This is a genomic window from Streptomyces sp. WM4235 (genome assembly GCF_001279725.1).
In the GTDB taxonomy this organism is placed as follows: domain Bacteria; phylum Actinomycetota; class Actinomycetes; order Streptomycetales; family Streptomycetaceae; genus Streptomyces.
In genome coordinates, this window is record NZ_LGDE01000001.1 from 21,642 (window position 1) to 38,734 (window position 17,093).

General features: G+C 73.3%; 16 protein-coding genes and 1 tRNA gene. 7 read left to right on the plus strand and 10 right to left on the minus strand.

Features of this window, described 5'->3' with window-relative positions; translation table 11 throughout:
* Positions 1–276 precede the first annotated feature (276 nt).
* Together ADK55_RS00100 and ADK55_RS00105 are read left to right on the plus strand one after the other, a co-directional pair.
* The gene (locus ADK55_RS00100; RefSeq protein ID WP_053675005.1) at positions 277–678 is read left to right on the plus strand and encodes a hypothetical protein; all 402 of its coding nucleotides are present in this window, start codon (positions 277–279) and stop codon (positions 676–678) included.
* Positions 679–703: 25 nt separating this feature from the next.
* A complete protein-coding gene (locus tag ADK55_RS00105; RefSeq protein WP_053674659.1) occupies positions 704–1,573 on the plus strand; it encodes a spermidine synthase in 870 nt (289 codons plus the stop codon).
* Here ADK55_RS00105 and ADK55_RS00110 read toward each other — a convergent pair.
* Together ADK55_RS00110 and ADK55_RS39410 are read right to left on the minus strand one after the other, a co-directional pair.
* Positions 1,570–3,078, minus strand: a complete 1,509-nt coding sequence (locus ADK55_RS00110) for a class I adenylate-forming enzyme family protein (protein WP_053674661.1) — start codon at positions 3,076–3,078, stop codon at positions 1,570–1,572. The two genes, ADK55_RS00105 and ADK55_RS00110, sit on opposite strands and share 4 nt — an antisense overlap.
* A gap of 75 nt (positions 3,079–3,153) precedes the next feature.
* On the minus strand, positions 3,154–3,702 hold the full coding sequence (locus ADK55_RS39410) for a hypothetical protein (protein ID WP_078998300.1): 549 nt from the start codon (positions 3,700–3,702) through the stop codon (positions 3,154–3,156).
* A gap of 78 nt (positions 3,703–3,780) precedes the next feature.
* Between ADK55_RS39410 and ADK55_RS00120 the strand changes: the two genes are divergently transcribed.
* The 3 genes from ADK55_RS00120 (at position 3,781) to ADK55_RS00130 (ending at position 6,796) form a co-directional block, all read left to right on the plus strand.
* Positions 3,781–4,470: a response regulator transcription factor gene (locus tag ADK55_RS00120; RefSeq protein ID WP_063839417.1), complete on the plus strand. Its 690-nt coding sequence runs from the start codon at positions 3,781–3,783 to the stop codon at positions 4,468–4,470.
* Positions 4,467–5,828 carry a sensor histidine kinase gene (locus ADK55_RS00125; RefSeq protein ID WP_053674668.1) on the plus strand — a complete coding sequence of 454 codons (1,362 nt, stop codon included), beginning with the start codon at positions 4,467–4,469 and terminating at the stop codon, positions 5,826–5,828. The genes ADK55_RS00120 and ADK55_RS00125 overlap by 4 nt, the downstream gene beginning before the upstream one ends.
* 296 nt (positions 5,829–6,124) lie before the next feature.
* Entirely contained in the window at positions 6,125–6,796 is a 672-nt protein-coding gene (locus tag ADK55_RS00130) for an NADPH-dependent F420 reductase (protein ID WP_053674670.1), read from the plus strand.
* Positions 6,797–6,950: 154 nt separating this feature from the next.
* Here the strand turns inward: ADK55_RS00130 and ADK55_RS00135 are convergent, their stop codons facing one another.
* A complete protein-coding gene (locus ADK55_RS00135; protein WP_159041242.1) occupies positions 6,951–8,462 on the minus strand; it encodes an MFS transporter in 1,512 nt (503 codons plus the stop codon).
* 466 nt (positions 8,463–8,928) lie between these two features.
* Positions 8,929–9,423 carry a MarR family winged helix-turn-helix transcriptional regulator gene (locus tag ADK55_RS00140; protein ID WP_053674673.1) on the minus strand — a complete coding sequence of 165 codons (495 nt, stop codon included), beginning with the start codon at positions 9,421–9,423 and terminating at the stop codon, positions 8,929–8,931.
* Positions 9,424–10,050: 627 nt separating this feature from the next.
* On the opposite strand from ADK55_RS00140, the gene ADK55_RS00145 reads away from it, so the two are divergent.
* On the plus strand, positions 10,051–10,629 hold the full coding sequence (locus tag ADK55_RS00145; RefSeq protein WP_053674675.1) for a TetR/AcrR family transcriptional regulator: 579 nt from the start codon (positions 10,051–10,053) through the stop codon (positions 10,627–10,629).
* Between the two features lie 7 nt (positions 10,630–10,636).
* On the opposite strand, the gene ADK55_RS00150 is transcribed toward ADK55_RS00145, so the two are convergent.
* The 4 genes from ADK55_RS00150 to ADK55_RS00165 are packed head-to-tail and all read right to left on the minus strand — an operon-like array spanning position 10,637 to position 15,120.
* Positions 10,637–11,989, minus strand: a complete 1,353-nt coding sequence (locus ADK55_RS00150) for a GH1 family beta-glucosidase (RefSeq protein ID WP_053674677.1) — start codon at positions 11,987–11,989, stop codon at positions 10,637–10,639.
* 5 nt (positions 11,990–11,994) lie between these two features.
* Positions 11,995–12,819 (minus strand): carbohydrate ABC transporter permease, encoded by an 825-nt coding sequence (locus tag ADK55_RS00155; RefSeq protein ID WP_053674679.1) that lies wholly within the window; start codon positions 12,817–12,819, stop codon positions 11,995–11,997.
* On the minus strand, positions 12,816–13,796 hold the full coding sequence (locus ADK55_RS00160; protein WP_053674681.1) for a carbohydrate ABC transporter permease: 981 nt from the start codon (positions 13,794–13,796) through the stop codon (positions 12,816–12,818). Before ADK55_RS00160 ends, ADK55_RS00155 begins: the two co-directional genes overlap by 4 nt.
* 7 nt (positions 13,797–13,803) lie before the next feature.
* Positions 13,804–15,120, minus strand: coding sequence for an ABC transporter substrate-binding protein (locus tag ADK55_RS00165; RefSeq protein ID WP_053674684.1), 1,317 nt, complete (start codon positions 15,118–15,120; stop codon positions 13,804–13,806).
* Positions 15,121–15,234: 114 nt separating this feature from the next.
* On the opposite strand from ADK55_RS00165, the gene ADK55_RS00170 reads away from it, so the two are divergent.
* Positions 15,235–16,260: a LacI family DNA-binding transcriptional regulator gene (locus tag ADK55_RS00170; protein ID WP_053674686.1), complete on the plus strand. Its 1,026-nt coding sequence runs from the start codon at positions 15,235–15,237 to the stop codon at positions 16,258–16,260.
* 49 nt (positions 16,261–16,309) lie between these two features.
* Here the strand turns inward: ADK55_RS00170 and ADK55_RS00175 are convergent.
* Positions 16,310–16,382 (minus strand) — tRNA-His (locus ADK55_RS00175).
* 97 nt (positions 16,383–16,479) lie between these two features.
* Entirely contained in the window at positions 16,480–17,082 is a 603-nt protein-coding gene (gene orn / locus ADK55_RS00180; protein WP_053674688.1) for an oligoribonuclease, read from the minus strand.
* Between the last annotated feature and the right edge of the window lie 11 nt (positions 17,083–17,093).

Here is a 17,093-nt window from a genome sequence, read left to right on the forward strand (position 1 = left end):
GGACTTCGGGCTTTCCTCAGACTGTGCCCGGCGCGCATGAAGGTACCGCCGGCGAAGGACCGTTCATGCGGTGTTTGGCTACAAAACGGATATCTCACCCGCGATCCGCCATGAACTGCCATCCTTTGCGGCATCGTTGCGCCGCACCCGTTGACGTCCCACCGCGTTGAACCCATGCGGAGTGGCTCGTACGCGGATCGAGGAGGGGTTCCCTTGGTGGAGGGCGGCATGGAGAGCATCGGAACGAACACCACGCCCGAGCCCCGGGCGGTCGGGATGCTGGACACCCTCGACGCGCCGGACCCGGCCGAGGCGCCCGACCTGGTGACCGTGCCCACCCGGCAGGGCCTGGAGGCGGTCGACATCATCCGTCGGGCCACCCACCACACCGCCCCCGGCGTCGGCCCCGTCCTGCACGACGGCTCCGGCGACACCCTCGGCTTCCTCGTCCCGCCCGGCACCGCCGACGCCTGGGACCTGCCCGGCAGCGCCTGCACGCAGACCAACGGACGAGGCCTGCGCATCGGCGACACCCAGCTCTGCGCCTCGTCGCCCGTGGACGGCACCGGCTGGCTGCTGCCCCCGGAGGCCGTCGGACCCGTCACCGACCCCGACGTGCTGCGCGCGGCACTCGGCGAGGCCGCCCGACTGATCGAGGCGGCGGACAACTGCCGCTGATGCCCTGACCGGCGATAATGGGCGCATGGCAGGGAAGAGCAAGGGCAGCGGGCGCAGGGGCGCCGTGGAGCCGGTCGTCGGGCAGGTGGACGGCGGCCGGGCGGAGTTGGCCCCCGATCGCGAGCGAGCGGGCGCCTGGACCCTGCTGATCGACGGGGCGCCGCAGTCACACGTCGACCTCACCGACCCCGGGTACCTGGACTTCGCGTACCAGCGCCGGATCGGCCACCTCATCGACCTCGTCGCGCCCGCCCGGCAGCCCCTGAACGTGGTGCACCTGGGCGGCGGAGCCTTCACCCTGGCCCGCTACACCGCGGCGAGCCGCCCCCGCTCCACCCAGCAGGTGGTGGAGATCGACGCCGGCCTGGTGGCCTTCGTACGGGAACACCTGCCGCTGGACCCGCAGGCACGGGTCCGGGTGCGGGCCGTGGACGCGCGCGCGGGCCTCGCCAAGGTGCCGGACGGCTGGGCCGACCTGGTCATCGCGGACGTGTTCGGCGGCGCCCGCACCCCGGCCCACCTGACGAGCGCCGAGTTCCTCGACGACGTACGCCGGGCCCTGGCACCCGGCGGCTGGTACGTGGCCAACCTCGCCGACGGCCCGCCGCTGGCACACCTGAAGGGCCAGATCGCCACCGCCGCCACCCGGTTCACGGAACTGGCCCTGGCCGCCGACCCCGTGGTGTGGCGGGGGAAACGCTTCGGCAACGCCGTGCTCGTGGCCGCCGACCGGGAGCTGCCGGTCGCGGAGTTCACCCGGCGCGTGGCCACCGATCCCCACCCCGGGCGGGTGGAGCACGGTCGGGCGCTCGCGGACTTCGCGGGCGGCGCGGCCCCGGTGACCGACGCCTCGGCGGTGGCCTCGCCGGAACCCCCGCCGTCGGTGTTCCGCTAGGCCTCGTCGTCCGCGTCCCGCCGGGCCAGTTCGCGCAGGCGGCGCTTGTCCGGCTTGCCGCGGTCCGTCAGGGGGAGGGCCGGCAGCCAGAACACCCCCGTCGGGCGGTGGTCCCGCGCCAGTTCCCGCTCCACCAGCGCGCACGCCGCGTCGGCCGCCTCCCCGGACGGGTCCGCACCGGCGGCCGGCACCAGGAAGGCGCACACCTCCTCGCCGGTGACCTCGTGGAACCGGCCCACCACCGCGGCCTCCGCCACCGAGGGATGCCGGGTCAGCGCCGTCTCCACCGGCCCGCAGTAGATGTTCTCCCCGTCCACCATCACCACGTCCTTGACCCGGTCGTCGAGGTACAGGTACCCGTCCGCGTCGAAGTGCCCGAGGTCCCCGGTGCGCAGCCAGCCGTCACGCAGCACCTCCGCCGTCTGCCCTGGCCGCTTCCAGTAGCCGGCCATCACCGTCGCGGACCGCACCCACACCTCGCCGGTGTCGCCCTCCGCGCACGCGCTCCCGTCCGCCGCACGGACCCGCGCCGTCACCCCGGGCACGGGCCGGCCCACCGAGCCGAGGAGTTCCGGGCGGTCGCCGGCCGCCGCCTCGTGGTCGGCCGCGGTGAGCCGGCAGATCACCCCCGACTCGTTCATCCCGTACCCCTGCCGCCACTCCTTGCCGGCCCCCCAGCCGGTCAGCGCCCGCCGCAGCCGCTCCGGGTGGACGGGCGCGTCGCCGTACGAGACCTGCTCCAGGCCGGGCACCCCGGCTGCGGTCACGGGGTCGTCCAGCAGCCGGTAGACCATCGAGGTCGTCAGGTAGGTGGACACGGGCCCCAGCCGGCGGCAGGCATCGGCGAACCCCCTCGTGTCGAAGGGGCCGAGGACCTCGCTGCGGCCACCCGCCCGCAACTGTTCCAGGCAGCGGCCCCCGGACCGCTGGGCCAGGGAGGTCACCGACAGGTAGACCCGCTCCGCGCTCCGGCCGCGATCGGCCTTGCGGGCCGCCATCGCCCCGAACGTGGAGGCCACCCCCTTCGGGCGGCCCGTCGTACCGCCCGTGTACGTCACCCGGGCCACGTCCTCCTCGCGGGCCCGTACCGGTACCGGCGTCGCGTCCAGGGCCCGGGCCGACTCCAGCAGCGCGCCCACGGTCACCCGGGCGACCCCGGTGTCCGGGACCGGGGTGTCGTGGACCACCAGCGCCGGTTCGCAGTCCCGCAGCAGGAACTCCAGGCCGTGGGTGGCCGGTCCGACGACGACCTGGGTCAGCCGGGCACCCAGCAGGTGCGCCGCCAACCGTACGAGCAGCTGCTCGGGCGGGTTGCCGGCCGTCACGCAGGCCAGCCCCGACCCGCGGCCGACGCCCAGCCCGGACAGGGCGCCGGCCAGCCGGTACGCCTCGGACAGCACCTCGTCGAAGGTCAGCAGCCAGGAGGGGCCGGCGCCGAGCGCGGGTACGCCCGCGTGCCGCTCGCACGCCTCGATCAGGTCCGTGACGTACCGCGCGCCACCCATGTCCGCCGTCCCTCCCTCGTCACCACAGGTCGGTGCCGACCGTAGCCGAGGGGGCCGCGCGGACCCCCGGCCGGCTCAGGGATCCACGATCTCCACGCGCGGGGCCGTGTCGTGCCAGGTGCAGAACACCGACACCTCGCGGCTCTCCCTGGTGAAGGTGACCCGGATCCAGAAGTCCTGCTTCCACACCTGCATGCGCCAACCGGCCGCCGGGGTGGCCGACACCAACTCGGCCGAGGACTTCCCGATGTCGAAGGCCACCCGACCGCCGGACACCGAGTACCCCTTCACGTCGTCCCCGCCGGACCCGTCGTCCGGCTGCCGGTACGGGCGCGGGCTCGGCGACGCGGACGGCGGCTTCGGCTTCCCGGCGGACGGCGTGGCCGACGGGGACGGGGCCGAGGACGAGGGGGAGGGCGACGGGGACGCGGGCGGCGGAGCGGGGGAGGACGGCGGATCCGTGTGGTGCGTCGAGGAGGACAACGGCACCGCGGTCAGCGGGACCGCGAGCGGAGGATCGTAGGCGGTGCCGGACATGACGGTGTGCACGCCCCACCACGACAGCGTCACCGCCGCCGCCGTGGACAGCGTCCACGCCATGGCATGTACAAGTCCTCTCAGCATCACGGCACATACTGCACCACCCGTCACAGAGATGGCCCGGCGCCTCCCGGCATCCCCCGAATGGACTACGGTGCCGCCATGGCAAGTGTGCTCGTGGTCGAGGACGACCAGTTCGTACGTTCCGCCCTCATCCGGCACCTGACCGAGGCCTCCCACACCGTGCGGAGCGTCGGCACGGCCCTGGAGGCGCTGCGCGAGGTCGCGCACCACCGCTTCGACGTGGTCATCCTCGACCTCGGACTGCCCGACCTGGACGGGGCCGAGGCCCTGAAGATGCTGCGCGGCATCACCGACGTCCCCGTCATCATCGCGACGGCCCGCGACGACGAGGCCGAGATCGTCCGGCTGCTCAACGACGGCGCCGACGACTACCTCACCAAGCCGTTCTCCGTCGAACACCTCTCCGCCCGGATGGCCGCCGTCCTGCGCCGCTCCCGCGCCGCCGCCGGCGTGGAACCCCCCTCGCGGGTCCTGCGGGTCGGCGGACTGGCCATCGACCCGCTGCGCCGACAGGCCGAACTCGACGGGGCGGTCCTCGACCTCACCCGACGGGAGTTCGACCTGCTGGCCTTCCTCGCCGGCCGGCCCGGCGTGGTCGTGTCCCGACGGGAACTGCTCGCCGAGGTGTGGCAGCAGTCGTACGGCGACGACCAGACCATCGACGTCCACCTGTCCTGGCTGCGCCGCAAGCTCGGCGAGACCGCCGCCAGCCCCCGCTACCTGCACACGCTGCGGGGTGTGGGCGTCAAACTGGAGCCGCCGGCGTGAGATGGGCGCTGGTCAAGGTGTGCCTCGCGGTCACGGCCATGGTGGTCGTGGCCTTCGCCGTACCCCTCGGGCTCGTGGTCCAGGAAATGGCCAGCGACCGGGCCTTCTCCAACGCCGAACGACAGGCCGCCACCATGGGGCCCACCCTCTCCATCACCACCGACCCCGTCCAACTGCGCAAGGCCGTGGAGTCCACGCAGATGGGCGCCGCCGGGCGGATGGCCGTCCACGTGCCCGCGATCGGCGACGACGCCCCCGTCGACATCGGTGACGGCTGGGCCGGGGAACACGCCGTCACCCAGACCCGCAAGATGGGCCGCGCGACCACCGCCAAGGTGTCCGGCGGCGGCTCGGCGCTCCTCCAGCCCACCGCCCTCGGATCCGGGGACATCGCCGTGATCGAGATCCACGTGCCGGAGAGCGAGGTCAGCAACGGGGTCGCGACCGCCTGGATGGTCCTCGCGGGCGTCGGACTCGCCCTGATCGTGGGCTCGGTGGCGGTCGCGGACCGACTCGGCGCCCGCCTCGTGCGGCCCGCCGAACGGCTCGCCGACGCCGCCCACCAGTTGGGCGAGGGGCGGCTCGGGGCACGCGTACCGGAGGACGGCCCCAAGGAACTCCGCTCGGCGGCCGTCGCGTTCAACTCCATGGCGGACCAGGTCGTGGAACTCCTCGCCAACGAGCGGGAACTCGCCGCCGACCTCTCGCACCGGCTCCGCACCCCCCTCACCGTGCTGCGGCTCAACGCGGCCTCCCTCGGGGACGGCCCGGCCGCCGACCACACCCGGGCGGCGGTGGAGCAACTGGAACGCGAGGTCGACACGATCATCCGTACCGCCCGCGAACAGCGCTCCCCCCACACCTCGGTGGGCGCGGGCTGCGACGCCTCCGAGGTGATCCGCGACCGCATGGACTTCTGGTCGGCGCTCGCCGAGGACGAGGGGCGCGAGGTTCGGCTGGCGGGCGTGGACCGCACCGTACGGATCCCCGTGGCCAGGGCCGAACTCGTGGCCGCCCTGGACGCCATGCTGGGCAACGTCTTCCGGCACACCCCCGAGAACACCCCCTTCGCGGTGGACGTCCACGACGCCGGGGACGCCGTCATCGTGCTCGTCTCGGACGCGGGACCGGGCATCGACGACCCGGACGCGGCGCTGCGCCGCGGCAACGACGGCGGCCGCGACGGTTCGACCGGCCTGGGCCTGGACATCGTGCGCCGGGTCGCGGAGTCCACGGGCGGCGACGTCCGGCTGGGGCGCTCGGTGCTCGGCGGGACCGAGGTAAGGGTGTGGATCGCGCTGGACGGCCGGGCACGGGGCGAGGCACGCCGCAGCCGGCGCAAGCGCCGGGGCGACTGACGGGTCGACTGACGGGCGAGGGAGTCGTCGTCGGGGTCGGGGCGGGTCGGGTTGGGGGGCCGGTCGGGTCCGTGGGGGTCGAGCGGGTCCCTCGCCGGTCGGTCCGGGTCGGGGCGGACCGGGCCGGGGTCGGGTTGGGCCGGTCGGGGGCGGTCGAGACCGTGTGCGGGCGGTCCGGGGCGCGCCTGGCGGCCCGTGCGCCGGCGGGTCGGTACGGTCCCACGGCACGGTTCGCGGCGCCGGCCGCCACGGACCTCTTCCCCCGCACGACATCGGCACCCGGATCGGACGTGAGCATGCGCTACGCAGTGCTGGGCACGGGCACGGTCGGCCGCACGATCGCCGGCCGCCTGCTCGACCTGGGCCACGAAGTGGTCATCGGAACCCGTGTCCCCGAGGCCACCCGCCAACGCACCGAGTTCGCCGACGGGCGCCTCCCGGTGGCGACCTTCGCGCAGGCCGCGAGCGAAGGCGAGACGCTGATCAACGCCACGAACGGGCTGGCGAGCGTCGCCGTGCTGCGGGAGGCGGGCGCGGCGGACCTGGACGGCCGGATCCTCATCGACGTCGCGAACCCGCTGGACTTCGCGGAGGGATTCCCGCCCCGGCTGGACGTGGTCAACGACGACAGCCTGGGGGAGATGCTCCAGCGGGCGTTCCCCGGACTCCGGGTGGTGAAGACGCTCAACACGATGAACTGCCGGATCATGGTCGACCCGGCGCGGGTCCCCGGGGACCACCAGGTGTTCCTGTCCGGGGAGGACCCCGACGCGAAGCGGGCCGTGCGAGAACTGCTCCACTCCTTCGGCTGGCCGGACGCCCGCATCCTGGACCTCGGCGGCATCGAGACCGCCCGCGGCACGGAGATGCTGCTGCCGCTGTGGCTGCGCCTGATGGGCACCTTGGGACACGCGGACTTCAACTTCCGCGTCGAGGCGGCCGAGGCGGGGACGGGCCGACCGGCCTGAGGCGGGGTGGCCGGGTCGGCCTGAGGCGGGTGCCCGGGTCGGCCTGAGGCGGGTGTGCCGGTCCGGGCTGAGGCGGGTGCGCCGGTCCGGGCTGAGGCGGGTGCGCCGGTCCGGGCTCGATGCGTTCGGAGCGCGGACCCGGGAGGCCGCACCCCTACCGGCGGGGCGTAGGCCTGCCGTCGGCGCGGGGAGCGGGGATGTGGGGCGTGCCGTCCGGAGTGACGTCCTTGGTGACGTTCCTGGTGAAGTCCTTCGTACGGGACGCGTCCACGCCGCCCGTACGGGACTCTCCTGCGTCCGCGTCGTGTTGCGAGGCGGGGGTGGGCGCGGGGCCCGTCGCGCCCCGTACCCACCCGGGCCGGGCCACCGCGGCCACCACCGCCGACGTGACGACCGCCCCGCAGGCCACGGCGAACGCCGCCCGGTGGCCGTACGCCGCCGCCAGTGGACCGGCCACTGCCGCCGCCAGGGCCTGACCGAGGATCAGCCCGCTGCCCAGCAGGGTCATGGCCTCGGCCAGGCGTTCCGCCGGCCCCGCGCGCTCCACCAGAGCGAACAGCGCGATCAGGTGCGGGGCGACGGCAGACCCCACGGCCCCGACGGCGAACGCCGCCTCCCACAGGCCCGACACGGCAAGCAGGGGCAGTGTCAGTACGGCCTGTAGCGCGATCGTCCGGCGCAGCCGGACGGTCAGGTCGGTCGACCCCGGTCGCGCCACGGTCGCGAAGCCGGCGACGGAGCTGGTCACGGCCATCGCGGCCCACACCAGTCCGGCCGCGCCCGGTTCGCCCCGTGCCTCGGCGAGTGCGTTGACCCCCGTGTTGGCACCGCTCATCGCGGCCCCCTGGAGCACGGCCAGGGCGAACAGCAGGACCAGCCCGGGCGACCACAGTCGTACGGCGGCCCGCGCGGTCATGGTCCGGGTGGTCCGGGTGGTCCGGGTGGTCCGGGTCCGGGTCCGCGCGGACGCGGACGCGGTCGGGGACGCGGTCGGCTGGATGGTCGAGGGCTGGGCGGCTCCGCCGGCCCGCGCGGACGCGGTCGGCCCGGGCGCGGTCGGCCCGGGCGCGGTCGGGTGCAGGGCGAAGAGGGTGCCGAAGACGAGGATCAGCACGCCGGCGAACACCAGCGCGGAAGCGGGGTGCACGGCCACCGCGAGGATCCCCGCGAGCGCGGGGCCGACCATGAACCCGACCTCGTCCAGGGTGGTGTCGAAGGAGAGCGCGGCCCCCTTCAGGACCCGGTCCTCCCCGGCCAGCCGCGCCCAGCGTGCCCGAGCCAGCGGCCCGACCTGCGGGACGGTGAGGCCGGCCGCGGCGGCGAGGGCGAGCAGGGCGGGCAGGGGCAGCCCGCCCAGGACCGCCGACACCAGGGCGAACAGGGTGAGGGCGTTCGCGCCGCAGGCCACGAGCAACACGGGCCGGTGGCCGCGCCGGTCGGCCGACCGGCCGATGACCGGTCCACCGACGGCCTGACCCAGCCAGAGCGCGGAGGCGACGGCGCCGGCCGCCCCGATCCCGTCGCGCGTGTTGATGAGCATGAGCGTGCCGACGGGGCAGAGCGCGGCGGGCAGCCGGGCCAGGAAAGCGTGGACGGGAAGGGCGGCGCCGCCGCCGAGGGCGAACACACCGCGGAAGCCGCTCGGAGCGGCTGTGGATCGGGACACGGGCATCCTCCATCCGCACGCCGACCCTCCCGTGTCTCCGGCGCGCGTCGTGCCCGTCGATCCGGGACGGTAGCGACGGAACCACCGCTTCGGAACCCCGTGTCCGACGGGCGGACCGGACCTTCCCGACGGGCGACCTTTCCGACGGGCGGACCTCCGCGTTGGCGGCCGGACCTTCGCGACGGACGGACCTTCGCGTTGGGCGGCCGGGTGCCGGGTGCCGGGTGCCGGGTGCCGGGTGCGGGGTGCGGGATGAGGGACGCCGGGCAGGGCGGGCGAGGCCGGCGGTGGCGGCTGGACCGCGGGTGGCGGGTGCCGGGGTGCCGGGCGGGCGGTGGCGGCTGGACCGCGCGTGACGGATGGCGGGTGCCGGGCAGTGCGGGTGGCGGCTGGATCGCGGGTGGCGATGGCGGGTGCCGGCGGCGGGGCGGTCGGGTGGCTGCTGTGTCCGCGGGCCGGCCGGGGATCAGTCGGCGGAGTCGAGCCGCTCGGCCTCGACGCGCCCCACCTCGGCCGCGCGGTGGAGGTAGTCGGCGATGACGGCGAGTTCGCCGTCCGAGTAGTCCCGCAGCGCGGTGCCGAAGGCCCGGTCGGGGGCTTCCCAGGCGGCGCCGATCCGCCGCCGGGCCTCGGGCGCCAGGGAGACGAGGGAACGGCGGCGGTCGTGCGGGTCGGCGTGCCGCTCCACCAGACCCGCCTTGACCATCCGGTCGACCAGACGCGTGGCGGATCCCGAGGTCAGACCGGTGAGCCGGGCGATGTGGCCGGTGCTCACCGGCTCCGTCTCGTTCGCGAGGAGACGCAGGCACTGCGTGTCGGTGGGGTGCAGGCCGAGGTGGTCGGCCATGGCCAGGTGGAGGCGTGCGTAATCGGTGTGGTGCCGGTCGCTCTCGATGAGGATCCGCGCGAGCAGTTCCGCGCGGGTCCATTCCTTACCCGAACGAGGGGACTTGGTTGACATCGGCTTCTCCGTGCTTCAAATTTAACTGTGTGACGCAGGGAGTGCGTCACACAGAATCTGTGTCAGAGGCTCATTCTAGAGTGGAGATGCCCGCCATGTCGCTGCCCGCCATGTCGCTGCCCGCCATGTCGCAGTCCGTTGTGTCGGTGTCTGGCATGAAGGTGTTCGCCATGAAGGTGTTCCTCCTGACGTGGTCCGTCGCGTCGACGTCTGTCGCGTCGATCCTCGCCGCCGGTCGTCGTTCGGCAGGGGAGTGGTGGAAGGTGCGGTGGAGGGAGTGGTGGAAGGCGTGGTGGGAGGATCCGGGCCCGGAACGCGGGCCGGGCGGGCATGAGGTGATAGGGCAAGGGGTGACCGGTGGGCGACATCTGACGCTCCGGGAGTGGGCGGCGCGGGACGGTCCGACCAGGGGTGGTCGACACCGCGGGCGCCCCGGTCCTCTCACGGGGGACCGGACCAGAAAGAGTCTCCGAAGAGCGGCCGGTCAGGGCCCCGCGTGAGCGGAGGCAGGGACCCGCGCCCGCCGGACAGGGCCCTGCCTCCGCGTCGCGGGGGCTCCCGTCGGGGCGTATGTATATTCGGAGAATTCCCCGGACGGTCCGGGAACCAGCGGGCGGAGGTGAACGCATGGCCCCGCGCGCGGGTCTGACGGCCGAGCGGGTCACCCGGGCCGCCGCGGACCTGGCCGACGAAGTCGGCTTCGACAAGGTGACCGTGTCGGCCCTCGCCCGGAACTTCGGGGTGAAGGACGCCAGCCTCTACTCCCACGTCCGCAATCTCCAGGACCTGCGGATCAGGGTGGCCGTGCTGGCGGCCGGCGAGATCGCGGACCTGATCGGCGCGGCGGTGGCCGGGCGCTCGGGCCGGGACGCACTCGCCGCCTTCGCCGACTCCTACCGCGACTTTGCCCTGCGCCACCCCGGCCGGTACGCGGCCACCCAGATCCAGCTCCCCCCGGAGCGGGGCGCCGCGTCCGCCGGCCACCTCCGCTTCATCGACCTCACATACGGGGTGCTGCGCGCCTACGGCCTGGCCGAACCCGACCTGACCGACGCAGTCCGCCTGCTGCGGAGCACCTTCCACGGGTACAGCGGGCTGGAGGCCACCGGCGGCTTCGGCCACCCCCGGGACGTCGGCGCGTCCTGGGAGCGGATCATCGACGTGCTGCACGTCGCCCTGGAGAACTGGCCCCCGGCCAGGGGCTGAACGCCGGTCACCGCAGGAGGCCGCTCCTGGCCAGGTCGGCGTACCAGACGGCACTGGAGCGCGGGGTGCGGACCTGGGTCTCGTAGTCGACGTGGACGATGCCGAACCGTTTGCCGTAGCCGTGGCTCCACTCGAAGTTGTCCATCAGCGACCAGAGGAAGTAGCCCTCCACGGGCGCCCCGTCGGCCAGCGCGCCGTGGATCGCCGCGAGATGCCCGCGCACATAGTCGATGCGTAGTGGATCGTGCAGGTCAGGGCCGTAGGCGGCGCCGTTCTCGGTGACGAGGAGCGGCAGGCCCGGTGCCTCGCCGGCGAACCGGGACAACAGCTCGCGCAGCCCGGTCGGATCGATCGACCAGTTCATGTCGGTCCGCTCGCCCGGAGGCTGGTGGAAGGCCACGGACTCCGAGCCGGGCCACGGCGAGTGCTCGCTGTCGCCGTGCCCGTCGGCGCGCGGGCCGCCGGAGGCCGCCGAGACCACGGCCGGGGTGTAGTAGTTCACCCCGAGAAAGCCGAGGGGCTGGTGGATCAGCGCCTCGTCGCCCGGCCGGACGAAGGACCAGTCGGTCAGCGCGGCCGTGTCGACCCGCAGGTCGTCGGGGTAGGCGCCGTGCAGCAGCGGCCCGGTGAAGATCCGGTTCGCGAGGGCGTCGATCCGCCGCACCGCGTCCAGATCGGCCTCCGAGTCGGTCAGTGGACGCACCGCGCTCGGGTTGAGGGCGATGCCGACCCGCGCCGAGGACGGCAGGACCGAGGTCAGCGCCGACGCGGCCAACCCGTGCGCCAGGTTGAGGTGGTGCGCGGCGCGCAGCGAATCGGCGGGCGAGGTGCGCCCCGGCGCGTGGACCCCCGAGGCGTAGCCGAGGAACGCGCTGCACCAGGGCTCGTTGAGGGTGGTCCAGCGCCCCACCCGGTCCCCGAGGGTCTTCGCGACCGTCTCGGCGTACGAGGCGAAGGCGTACGCGGTCTCCCGTTCCGGCCAGCCGCCCGCGTCCTCCCACTCCTGCGGCAGGTCCCAGTGGTACAGCGTCGGGCACGGCTCGATCCCGTGCGCGAGCAACTCGTCGACGAGCGCGTCGTAGAAGCCGAGCCCGCCGGACAGCACCCGGGGCCAGGACACCGAGAACCGGTACGCCCCCAGCCCCAGCCCGGCCATCAGCCGGACGTCCTCGCGCCACAACCGATGGTGATCGGCCGCCACGTCTCCCGTGTCGCCGCCGTGCACCTTCCCCGGCGTACGGCAGAAGGTGTCCCAGATCGACGGCCCGCGCAGCTCGGCCGCGCCCTCGATCTGGAAGGCGGCCGTGGCCGCGCCCCACAGGAACCCGTCGGGGAACCGCATCCCGCTCATCCCGCTCATCCCGATCAACCCTTCACCGCTCCCTGCATGATGCCGCCGACGATCTGGCGGCCGAAGACGAGGAACACCAGCAGCAGCGGGAGCGTGCCCAGCAGCGCACCCGCCATGATCACGGACTGGTCGGGGATGTACCCCCGGCCCAGACCCGTCAGGGCCACCTGCACCGTCGGGCTGCCGTTCTGCGTCAGCGCGACGATCGGCCAGAAGAAGTCGTTCCAGGCCATGACGAAGGTCAGCATCCCCAACACCGCCATCGCCGGACGCGCCGCCGGGAACACCACGTGCCACACGACGCGCCACGAGCTCGCCCCGTCGGTCCGCGCCGCCTCCACCAGTTCGAACGGCAGCGCGTGCACCAGGTACTGCCGCATGAAGAACACCCCGAAGGCACCCACCAGGGCCGGCAGCACCACCGCCTGGAGCCGGTCCGTCCAGGACAGCTCGGCGATCAACATGTACAGCGGGACCACACTCAACTGGGGCGGCACCAGCATCGTCGCGACCACCAGCGCCATCAGCGGCCGACGCCCCCGGAACCGCAGTTTCGCGAAGGCGAAGCCGGCCAGGGTGGAGAAGAGCACGGTGCCCGCGGTGATCGTGCCCGCCACGATCACCGTGTTCAGCAGGGCCGCGCCCATGTTCGCGTCGGTCCAGGCGACCGACAGGTTGTGGCCCAGGTTCCCGCCGAACCAGAGCGGCGGCGGGGTCTGCGCCAGCCGCGTGTTGTTCCGGGACGCGGCGACCGCCGTCCACACCAGGGGGAAGAGGGAGCCGAGGGTGAAGATCCCGAGGACGACGTACGTCGGCTTCCCCGCGCGCAGCGATCTCATCGGGACACCCTTCGCAGCAGCCGGGCCAGGCCCGCGATCAGCAGCAGGATCAGGAACATCGCCCACGCGATGGCGGAGGCCCGCCCCAGGTGCAGGTTCACCCAGCCCTGCTCGTACAGGTACAGCCCCAGCGTCTGGAACTGGTGGTCCGAGCCGCCCGTGGCGCCCGCCCCGCCGTTGAACAGCAGCGGCTCGCCGAAGAGTTGGGTGGCCCCGATGGTCGACACCACACAGGTGAAGAAGATCGTCGGTCGCAGCGAGGGCACGGTGACGTGGACGAACTGCTGCCACCGCGAGGCCCCGTCCAACTCCGCCGACTCGTAGAGGTCGGCGGAGACGGCCTGCATGGCCGCCAGGTAGATCAGCGCGTTGTAGCCCGTCCACCGCCACACCACGATCGTGGACACCGCCACCTGGGAGGCGAACGGGCCGTTCTGCCAGTCCACCGGCCCGAAACCGACCGTGGACAGAACCCAGTTGACCATCCCGTAGTCCCGGCCGAAGAGCAGCACGAACACCAGCGTGGCCGCGGCCACCGACGTCGCGTACGGGGTGAGCACCGCGACCCGGAAGAAGGCCGATCCGCGCATCTTGTAGTTGAGCAGGTGCGCCAGCCCCAGCGCTATCGCCAACTGCGGCACCGTCGACAACAACCCGATGGTGAAGGTGTTGCGCAGCGCGTTCCAGAAGAACGCGTCGTCCCACAGCCGGGTGAAGTTCCGCAGCCCCACCCAGGTCATGGCGTCCGGGTCCGTCAACTCCACCTGGTGCAGCGCCGCCCAGCCGGTGTAGAGCAGCGGGAACAGCCCGAACGCGGCGAAGAAGAGGAAGAAGGGCGCCACGAAGCCGTACGGACTCCAGCGCAGGTCCCACCGGTAGCGGCGGGAGCGCCACAGTTGGCGCCGATCGCCCCCCTCCGCCGCCGGCCGCTCACTGCCGGCGGCGGAGGGGGCGAGAACAGCCGTCTCGTCCGTCACCGGAACCTCACTGCTCCAGGGCGTTGTCGATCGCCTTCACCGCGGCGTCCCAGCCCTCCTGCGGGGTGCGGCCCTTCTGGTCGACCTGGAGCATCCCGATGTCCGCCAGGTTCTGCGCGATGACCAGGTCCTTCGGGCCGATCACCGTCACCGGCACCCCCTCGGCGGCCCGCGCGAAGATCTCCCCGATCGGGGCGCCGCCGAAGTACGCGTGCTTCGCGCCCGACACCGCCGGCAGGCTGTAGGCGGCACTCGCGCTCGGGAAGCTGCCGCGCTTCTCGAACAGCTTCGCCTGCTGCGCCGGGGCCGTCAGCCAGGCCGCCAGCTTCGCCGCCTCCTCGGCCTTCTTGCCCGCCTTCGGCACCACCAGGAACGAACCGCCCCAGTTGCTCGGCTTCGGGGCCTGCGCCACGTCCCACTTGTCCTTGCCCGCCGGACCGGCCTTGTCCTGGATGTAGCCGAGCATCCAGGCAGGGCAGGACACGGTGGCGAAGTTCCCGTTGGAGAAGCCCTGGTCCCAGGCCGGGGTGAACTGCTGGAGCTTCGCGCTCAACCCCTCGACGGCGAAGGAGGCCGCCAGGTCGAAGGCCCCGCGCACCGCGGGGTTCGTCTTGTACGCGACCTTGCCCTGCGCGTCGTAGAACCGCTCCGCGCTGCTGCCCGTCACCGCCGCCATCACGCCCGACGCGGAGTCCACGAAGGCCTTGCCCGCCCCGGCCTTCGCCTTGTAGGCCTTGCCCGTCTCCAGGTACTTGTTCCAGTCGCCCGCCCACAGCGCGCCGACCGCGGCCCGGTCGGTGGGCAGCCCGGCCGCCGCGAAGAGGTCCTTGCGGTAGCAGATGCCCTGCGGGCCTATGTCGGTGCCGAGGGCGACCGTGGCCCCGTTCTTCGCGGTGCCCTGGGCCCACTTCCACGGCAGGTAGGCGCCCTTGTCGACGCCCGGCGCCTTGGCGAGGTCGACCAGCTTGTCCGCCTGGGTCGCGGTGACCTCCGCGATGTTGTTGACCTCCACGGCCTGGATGTCGGCGAGTCCGCTGCCGGTACCCAGGTGGGTCAGGAGCTGCGGGTAGTAGTTCTCGTTGCGCTCGATGGAGGTCTGCTCGATCCTGACCCCCGGGTTCTGCGCCATGTACTCGTCGTACAGGCCCGCCTCCTGGAGCCCGAAGGCGCCGAAGACCCCGACCGTGAGGGTGGTCTTCGCCTTGCCGCCGGTGGAGCCGCCCTGGGCGGGGGCCTCGCCGGGGTCCTGCGAGCACCCCGCGAGGAGCAGCGCCGTCGCGCCCATCGCACCGACCGCGGTCACAAGTCTTCTTCGGGCTCGCATCAGGATCCTCCCTGGGGGATGGAACGTACCGGGTGTCGTGTGCCACAGTGTGGGAGCGCTCCCACCATCGTCAAGAGGCAGTCAACGGGTAGATTCACCAGCCGGGAGGAAGCCATGAACGGGCACGGGCGCAGCGGGGGACGGCCGACGCTGGAGGAGGTCGCGGTCCGGGCCGGGGTCGGACGCGGCACGGTCTCCCGGGTGATCAACGGATCCTCCAAGGTCAGCGAGCACACCAGGGCCGCCGTCGAGGCCGCCGTCGCCGAGCTCGGCTACGTCCCCAACCGCGCCGCCCGGGCCCTCGCCGCGAACCGCACCGACGCCATCGCCCTCGTCATCCCCGAGCCCGAGGCCCGCTTCTTCGCCGAGCCGTACTTCTCCGACGTGGTCCGCGGAGTCGGCGCCACCCTCGCCGAGACCGACGTGCAGCTGGTGCTCACCCTCGCCGGCAGCGAGCGGGAACGCCGCCGACTGGCCCAGTACCTGTCCGGGCACCGCGTCGACGGGGTGCTGCTGGTCTCCGTGCACGCCGGTGACCCGCTCCCGGAGCTGCTCGCCGAACTCGGCATCCCCGCGGTGATCAGCGGACGCCGCTCGGCCGACGAGACGCTCCCCAGCGTGGACTCCGACAACCTCGCCGGAGCCGCCCAGGCCGTACGCCACCTCCTCGGCCGGGGCCGGCGCGTGATCGCCACCGTCACCGGACCCCTCGACGTGTACGGCGCCCAGTGCCGCCTCGACGGCTACCGGCAGGCCCTCCAGGCCGCCGGGCACCCGGTCGACGAGGCACTGATCGCGGTCGGGGACTTCACCGAGGAGGGCGGCGCCCGGGCCGTGCGCGAGCTGCTGGACCGCCGGCCGGACCTCGACGCCGTCTTCGCCGCCTCCGACGTCATGGCGGCGGGCGCCCGCCGCGAGCTGCGGGCCGCCGGTCGCCGCATCCCCGCGGACGTGGCACTAGTCGGCTTCGACGACTCGGTGGTGGCCCGCCACATGGACCCGCCGCTGACCAGCGTGCGCCAGCCGATCGAGGAGATGGGCCGCACCATGGCGCGTGTCCTGCTGGAGCGGATCGCCGGCGAGTCGGGGGAGACGGCGGTCGTCCTGCCGACGGAGCTGGTGGTCCGGGAATCCTCCTGAGCACGCGAAAGGCCCCGGCCCGCTCGCGCGGGACGGGGCCTTTCCACAGGGTGAGTGACGGGACTTGAACCCGCGGCCACCTGGACCACAACCAGGTGCTCTACCAACTGAGCTACACCCACCATGTCCGGTCGGAAAACCGACCGGCCGAAGAAAAGCGTACAGGGTCCGGGAGGGTGCTCGCTCCCCCCTTTCCCCGCCGCCCGCCTCCGGAGGGTGCTACGCGCCGCCCACCACGTGCCTGGCGGCGATGGTGCGGGCCGTGTCCGAGTCGGGTCCGGGCTGCGGCACGAAGACCGCCTCGCGGTAGTAGCGCAGCTCGGCGATGGACTCCTTGATGTCCGCGAGCGCCCGGTGGTTCCCGTTCTTCGGCGGGCTGTTGAAGTACGCCCGCGGGTACCAGCGGCGGGCCAGCTCCTTGACCGAGGACACGTCCACGATCCGGTAGTGCATGTAGCTCTCCAGCGCGGCCATGTCGCGCAGCAGGAAGCCGCGGTCGGTGCCGACCGAGTTTCCGCAGAGCGGAGCCTTGCGGGGCTCCTTGACGTGTTCCCGTACGTACGCCAGGACCTGCGCCTCGGCGTCCGCGAGCGTGGTCCCGCCGGCCAGCTCGTCGAGCAGGCCGGACGAGGTGTGCATCTCGCGCACCACGTCGGGCATGGTCTCCAGGGAAGCGTCCGGCGGGCGGATCACGATGTCCACGCCTTCGCCGAGCACGTTGAGCTCCGAGTCGGTGACCAGTGCGGCCACCTCGATAAGTGCGTCGTCCGTCAACGAGAGCCCGGTCATCTCGCAGTCGATCCACACCATGCGATCGTTCATGCGCCCACCTT

What these genes read in the sequence shown, in the direction of transcription:
- ADK55_RS00100 (WP_053675005.1), top strand. Translation starts at nt 277, where the DNA reads ATGCTGGACACCCTCGACGCGCCGGACCCGGCCGAGGCGCCCGACCTG.
- ADK55_RS00105 (WP_053674659.1), top strand. Translation starts at nt 704, where the DNA reads ATGGCAGGGAAGAGCAAGGGCAGCGGGCGCAGGGGCGCCGTGGAGCCG.
- ADK55_RS00110 (WP_053674661.1), bottom strand. Translation starts at nt 3,078, where the DNA reads ATGGGTGGCGCGCGGTACGTCACGGACCTGATCGAGGCGTGCGAGCGG.
- ADK55_RS39410 (WP_078998300.1), bottom strand. Translation starts at nt 3,702, where the DNA reads ATGCTGAGAGGACTTGTACATGCCATGGCGTGGACGCTGTCCACGGCG.
- ADK55_RS00120 (WP_063839417.1), top strand. Translation starts at nt 3,781, where the DNA reads ATGGCAAGTGTGCTCGTGGTCGAGGACGACCAGTTCGTACGTTCCGCC.
- ADK55_RS00130 (WP_053674670.1), top strand. Translation starts at nt 6,125, where the DNA reads ATGCGCTACGCAGTGCTGGGCACGGGCACGGTCGGCCGCACGATCGCC.
- ADK55_RS00140 (WP_053674673.1), bottom strand. Translation starts at nt 9,423, where the DNA reads ATGTCAACCAAGTCCCCTCGTTCGGGTAAGGAATGGACCCGCGCGGAA.
- ADK55_RS00145 (WP_053674675.1), top strand. Translation starts at nt 10,051, where the DNA reads ATGGCCCCGCGCGCGGGTCTGACGGCCGAGCGGGTCACCCGGGCCGCC.
- ADK55_RS00150 (WP_053674677.1), bottom strand. Translation starts at nt 11,989, where the DNA reads ATGAGCGGGATGAGCGGGATGCGGTTCCCCGACGGGTTCCTGTGGGGC.
- ADK55_RS00155 (WP_053674679.1), bottom strand. Translation starts at nt 12,819, where the DNA reads ATGAGATCGCTGCGCGCGGGGAAGCCGACGTACGTCGTCCTCGGGATC.
- ADK55_RS00165 (WP_053674684.1), bottom strand. Translation starts at nt 15,120, where the DNA reads ATGCGAGCCCGAAGAAGACTTGTGACCGCGGTCGGTGCGATGGGCGCG.
- ADK55_RS00170 (WP_053674686.1), top strand. Translation starts at nt 15,235, where the DNA reads ATGAACGGGCACGGGCGCAGCGGGGGACGGCCGACGCTGGAGGAGGTC.
- orn (WP_053674688.1), bottom strand. Translation starts at nt 17,082, where the DNA reads ATGAACGATCGCATGGTGTGGATCGACTGCGAGATGACCGGGCTCTCG.